This is a genomic window from Pantoea allii, assembly GCF_002307475.1.
GTDB lineage: Bacteria > Pseudomonadota > Gammaproteobacteria > Enterobacterales > Enterobacteriaceae > Pantoea > Pantoea allii.
Genome location: NZ_NTMH01000005.1, coordinates 1 through 3,723, shown reverse-complemented (window position 1 = coordinate 3,723; position 3,723 = coordinate 1). Strand labels below are relative to the sequence as shown.

General features: G+C 52.1%; 3 protein-coding genes. All 3 read left to right on the top strand.

The features are described 5' to 3' along the window. The first annotated feature begins 8 nt into the window (after positions 1-8). Positions 9-2,315 (top strand): type VI secretion system Vgr family protein, encoded by a 2,307-nt coding sequence (locus CMR03_RS02890; protein ID WP_244181320.1) that lies wholly within the window; start codon positions 9-11, stop codon positions 2,313-2,315. Next, positions 2,290-2,811 carry a hypothetical protein gene (locus tag CMR03_RS02885; protein WP_244181311.1) on the top strand — a complete coding sequence of 174 codons (522 nt, stop codon included), beginning with the start codon at positions 2,290-2,292 and terminating at the stop codon, positions 2,809-2,811. Before CMR03_RS02890 ends, CMR03_RS02885 begins: the two co-directional genes overlap by 26 nt. Positions 2,812-2,937: 126 nt before the next feature. Continuing rightward, on the top strand, positions 2,938-3,723 hold a 786-nt coding region (locus CMR03_RS02880), incomplete at its 3' end, for a hypothetical protein (RefSeq protein ID WP_244181309.1).

The following is a 3,723-nucleotide window of genomic DNA, read 5'->3' as shown; positions in this document are numbered from 1 at the left end:
TGGGCGGCGTGCGTTATGCGGTGTACGGGCTGACGGTGGAGTCGGATCTGTGGCCGATGAAGCGCGACCGCAACCTGCGCATCTTCCAGAGCCAGACGGTGCCGCAGATTGTGCAGACGCTGCTGAAGGAGTACGGGGTAAACGTGGAGACGCGGCTGGCGGGAAGCTACCGGGTGTGGGAATACTGCGTGCAGTATCAGGAGAGCAGCTTCGACTTTATCAGCCGGCTGATGGAGCTGGAGGGGATGTACTACTTCTTCCGTCACGAGGCGGACAAGCACACGCTGGTGCTGTGCGACGCGCCGGACCAGCATCAGGCGTTCCCGGGCTACGAAACGATAGCCTACCACGTGACGCCGTCGGGCGGCAGCGTGACGGAAGAGGGCGTGAGCCAGTGGGCGCTGTCGGAAAGCGTGACGCCGGGGATGTACAGCACGGACGACTACGACTTCCGCAAGCCGAACGCGTGGATGCTGCAGGCGCGGCAGAACCCGGTGTCGCCGACCCCGGGTTCGGTGGACGTGTACGACTGGCCGGGTCGCTTCGTGGAGCACGGTCACGGCGAATACTACGCGCGCATCCGCCAGGAGGTGTGGCAGGTGGAGCACCACATGGTGAGCGGGAGCGGCACGGCGACGGGCATCGCGCCGGGGTACACTTTTTCGCTGCTGAACGCGCCGCACTTCAGCGACAACGGCAAATACCTGGTGACGTCGGCGCACTACGACTTTGAAGAGAACAGCTACGCCAGCGGCGACGTGGGCGCCACGCGGCACAACATCGACTTCACGGTGCTGCCGGCGGCGGTGACGTACCGTGCGAAGCCGGACACGCCGTGGCCGAAGACGCACGGCCCGCAGACGGCGAAGGTGGTGGGGCCGAAAGGCGAGAGCATCTGGACGGACAAATACGGCCGGGTGAAGGTGAAGTTTCACTGGGACCGTCTGGCGAAGGGAGACGACACGAGTTCGTGCTGGGTGCGGGTGTCAAGCGCCTGGGCGGGCCAGGGCTTCGGCGGGGTGCAGATCCCGCGCGTCAACGATGAGGTCGTCGTGGACTTCATCAACGGCGATCCAGACCGTCCGTTGATCATTGGCCGTGTTTATAACGAAGCCAGTATGCCGCCATGGGCACTACCGGCTGCCGCCACACAAATGGGCTTTCTGAGTCGCTCGAAAGACGGCACTGCGGATACCGCGAACGCATTACGCTTTGAGGATAAGGCGGGCGAGGAGCATTTGTGGATCCAGGCGCAGAAGAACATGGATACCAATGTCAAAAATGATGAAACGCATAGTGTGGGTGGGGAACGGAGCCACTATGTAGCGAAAAGCGAGCTGCATCGTGTCGAAGTCAATCAGATTCAGGCTGTTAAAGGCGATACCGAAATTCTGACCGGTAAAGGTAAAGTTGATGCCGTAGTCGAAAAGTATATTCTGGCGTCGGGCACTCAGCTACGTCTTGTGTCGGGTGAAAGTGCCATCGAACTGAACGCCAATGGCACTATCAATCTGATCGGCAAAGATTTCAATTTCTTCGTGGAGAAGGACGGCAATATTACCACGGGTGGAAAACTGAATCTGAACACCGAAGGGGCGCAACCGGGAACCTCTGCGCCAGGAGCGGGGCATAAAGGCGATATCAGCGCGGCTGTTCAGGAGAAATTTACGCCGGGAAAGCCTGAAAGGGCAGGTGCGCTGGCAAGCGCACCTGCTGACGCTTCAAACAATGTAGCTAATCCGTCTGGCGTTCAAACCCCATCTTTTAGCGGTTATGGCAAAGATGTCGACAATTTGGTTGAGAAATCACCTACCATGAAACAGGATATCACCACGCTGAAAAAGCGTGGATGGGTGTTTAAAGAAGGTGAGGCCGGTAAGGGGACTTCAGCGGATCGTCAGGGCCGTATCATTACCGTCGATAAAAGCCAGATGAATAATGCCGCTAACGTCGTACAGTCGCTGTCACATGAGAGTGGACATGCTCTTTATAAACCCAATATTGATCTGAGTTCTAAGAATAGTTACCTGAACAGTACACTCAGTGATGAAGGCGCTGCCACACTAAATAATATTCGTGTACAGCGTGAAATCATTGCCCATCAGGGCGGAGACATTGGTATAGCAGGCAACGCTGCGAACCAAAAGGATTACAATGGTATCTTCGACTCTCTGCAAAAAGGGGACATCACTGAGAGTGACGCGAGGATGAAGATCGGGCGTATATTCGGAAAGGGTGAAAAAACCTCCACGACCAATGAGTTATACGAAGATTATTATGGAGGTTGGTATGATAAAAATTACCCGGCGAAGTAAACTAGCAATAATGTTACTGGCAGGTTTTTTTTTAATAAACGGATTAGTGGAAGCAAAAATGCAAGCAAATGATATATGGAGCTTTGTCGCGCAAATGCGTTCCAACGTAAAAAGTTTGTCTGTACAAAATATCCACAATGCCCCACTGGCGTTCACATTACAAAGTCAGAATGAATATATCAATTTTTACCGGGCTGATCAGGTCAGGCTTAAAGATAATTTGTTGATCAATGATATTGAGTTACGTCTGAGTAAAACCTCTGACGGCATGGCACCTTTTTTTAGTTTTTCGCCACAAGGTAAATGCATCACACTGAATGAAATCAAAAAACACTATCAGGCGATCCGGTTAACGGATTACCCACGTGGTCAGTCTGAACATGAGCTTACCAGCTATACATCATCCCCTGATACGAACGGGCAGGTTATCACCTTTTCATTCACGGTTAAAAATCCGGACTGCCTGAGTAGAGTGATTATTACTACGGAAGAGTAAAGGAGTTGCTTAAAAACAATGATGTTCTGGTACAAAGCTCGGCAGTAATTGTTGTCTTTTTATGCGATGATCTGGCTCGAATAATCCTCTCTCATTAGAAAATATATGACGTTAAACAGGTTGTTTTTGACACTGGCGTTTTTATTCACGCCTGTTTTAAGTCTGGCAAATACTCTGTCGACAGAGACGGTGCCCCCACTGAGCGATAACGATTTCTCTGTCCTGCTAAACGACTATGCCTTCACGCCTGGCGACGCATGGAGCAATCAAAGCTTCATACGCGCAGGCAAAGCCCTGAGTTCAGTTGTGGCCGGAGAAGTGGTCATCAATGAGCAGCGCTACAACTATTACCAACACAGCTATGACGGCTTTGAGTTATTCAGCGCGACTGCGGTTGGGAACGACAGCCATGCAATTCTGGCAGAGATCCTATTGGACGGTGCCAGCGTGCCGACGGCTCGAAATATCATCGTCGGCGATAGCATGGAACAGGTTCAGAAAGCCTATGGACCCGGAAAAGAAGACAACAGTGATAATCAGCACTGGCTTATCTATAAGATGGGTGAGAAGCAGTTGATGTTCGAAATTGACCAGCAAAAAGTCAGTCACATCATGTTGAATACCACCATGAGTGCAGAGCAACATGAAGTCAGCACTGATCAGGCTATCGCCTTAGCGACGAAAGCGATTCATACTTATCACCTCACCGCGCTTGATGATCAATGTCTGAGATACGACCTGGATGACACCAGTGAGAAGGCGTTCTACATCATTACGGTTCGTGAAGATAACCACGACGTCAGTTGCGGCGGGGACCCGGATATTTCTCCCCGGCTTTTTGATATCAAAGTTGCTCGTGATAACACACAGATACTCACAAATGCCGATAACGCTGATGGCGATTATCGTAGC